The 2,390-nt window shown below is 43.6% G+C and carries 2 protein-coding genes; both read left to right on the top strand.

The window, feature by feature from the left end; translation table 11 throughout:
* Positions 1 to 1,522 (top strand): phospholipase D family protein (locus F7C14_RS05265; RefSeq protein ID WP_290900575.1); only part of this gene is annotated, 1,522 nt, incomplete at its 5' end.
* A partial coding sequence (locus F7C14_RS05260; protein ID WP_290900573.1) for a methionine synthase occupies positions 1,480 to 2,390 on the top strand: 911 nt, incomplete at its 3' end. The genes F7C14_RS05265 and F7C14_RS05260, both read left to right, overlap by 43 nt.

Raw genomic sequence — 2,390 nt, 5'->3', positions numbered from 1 at the left:
CCGCTTAATCACTGCTAAAATCCGTAAAAAACTGGAATACTTCATGCAAGCTGTTTATGTGGTGTTAGTTGACTTTAAAAGTTCCCCTCTCAAAGTCCGCTTAATTCTCAGCATTAGAGGGAAGAACTTCACGGTAAAGTTCCGCTATTGGAGGAGAAGGTGGATGTGGCTGGTTTACGGAGAATCTTTTTTGAATGCGTCCTTTTATAGACTTCTTGCCCGTCCTAAAAACATATTTATAGCGATAGCCGAAGTCCCTATTGTGAGATCGCTCCTCCTACTGCTCTTAAGCTTAAGCTTGATTGGAGCGGCTAACGCTCAGGTGATAGTTTCGATTAATGCAGAGTACAGGATGGATAGCTTGGATTCTGGTAAGGACATTTTCATCCTCAGATTCAAGAATATTAACGAAACGACGAACATGCTTTTAAATCTCGACTTACCTCCAATCAGACTTTACGGAGACTACTCCGCGAGGAGCATTCCCGCCGGCGGTATAGATTATAAGGTCGTTGAGATAAATAACACACCCTATCTACTCGTAAACATAAGGAAAGTTCTGACACCTTTGGAGGAGTACGAGGTTATAATCGAGAGGGAAATCGATGATCCCTTCGTAAGGCTCGACGGCATCTACAGATTCGTTGCCATGGAGTACCCAGATTTCTTCTTAGCCAGCGGTATTTACGTTTCTTCGATAAAAATCGCCCTCGACTTCCCGAATAAAATTTACACGAACTACAAGGTGATATCCCTCAGCTCCAATTCGAGGATAATTTATGGAGTTCTCGACACTATCGACAGAATAGAGTGGGTGTTCAGCGATCCCAAAACTCAATCTGTCGCGATAGTTGAGTTCGTTGAAACTCCCAACTACTTCTTCATAAACGTCCTTGGAGCTTCGTTAACAGCTTTAGCATTCGTCGGTTTGTTCATTTTAAACGCAAGGCTCGAAAGAAAACTGAAATCGCATGAGTTCGTATCTTCTCCCCCCTTCAGCGGGGAAATTCTAACGAGAATGAAAGAAATGATAAAAAGAGCTGAAAAGGAGGTTCTCTTAACTTCCCCCCACATCTACTACACGGATTGGCTAACAGCCGAACTTCAGCCTCTCTTCTCGAAAGGAGTGGACGTGAAAATCATCACGTGGCCGGGGTATGAGAGAAGGCAGTTCAAGAGTGTTGAAGAGGTTTACGAAGATAAAAAGCAGCTTTTCACGTTGAAAAGGTTTCTGGAAATGTTTCCAAAGGGGAGCGTTAAACTAAACGACAACATCCACTCTAAAGTTTTAATAATCGATGAAAGGGAAGTGCTGCTGACAACAGCCAACCTAACCCAGACGGGTTTGTTCGAGAACTATGAATCCGGAATTTACGCCAAAAATGAAGAGCTTGCCAAAGCTGCGAGGGAGTACTTCTACAACGTGTGGAATTCCGAAGAGTCGGTGTTTTTGACGGAGGAGATGCTCGACGTTAAGAAATGTTGGGAGGAGATAATGAAGAGGAAGGAGGCGAGGAGATGATATTCGACGATATTGGCAGTTTTCCCCTCCCCGAAGGTATTTCGAAGGATTGGGTTGAGAAAAATTATCAAAGCAAGGAATACGCTGAAATGGTGAAGAGGGCATTCATAATGAAGCAAAAGGCTGGAGTTGAGTTGCCAAACTATCCTCAATTTAGAGACATGAACGAGATGTTTCTGGAAATAATCAGAGATGAAAATAAGCAGGAGGAGCCTTTTGTCGTGAAGAGGGATGAGGCGGTAATCGTCGAACTTGAAGTTTTGAAGGAGATGAGAGTCGATGCAGTTAGAGTTTGCGTCACCGGTCCTTTTGAACTCTATTATAGGGAATTCGGATCGAAAATTTACGATGACGTTTTGGAAGCTTTTGGAAAATCCGTCGCGAGGTTCGTGGAAAAAGCCTGTGAGTGGGAGGCTGTTAAGTGTGTTAGCTTGGATGAACCAAGTTTAGGAACCAATCCGGAGCTTCAGCCGAACGTAGATCAGATTCAGATAGCCTACGAGAAAATTAAAGCAAGTGTTGACGTGCAAATCCACCTACATTCCCCCGTCTTTTACAGAGAAGTTCTCGAAGTTGATACGATTAACGTTATAGGGATAGAAGCTGCAAGAGACGAAAAGGCTATGGATTTCGTTGATGCCGAAGAAATAGAAAGCTACGAAAAATTCCTTAGGGTTGGCGTAGCAAGGAGCGATTTCGATGCGATGATAGCGGAGTACAATGCCAAAACTGGAGAGAACGTCTGGGGTGATGTCGAAAAAATGGAAAAAGCTCTTGATGAAATAGAAAGCGTCGAGAAAATAAGAGGAAGGCTGAAGAAGGCTGTGGAAAAGTTCGGAGATAGGCTAAAGTATATCGGGGCGGATTG

The sequence above is a fragment of the Ferroglobus sp. genome, assembly GCF_015521575.1.
Lineage (GTDB): Archaea > Halobacteriota > Archaeoglobi > Archaeoglobales > Archaeoglobaceae > Ferroglobus.
Note: the sequence above shows the minus strand (reverse complement) of the source record. Positions and strands in the feature narration are given on the sequence as shown.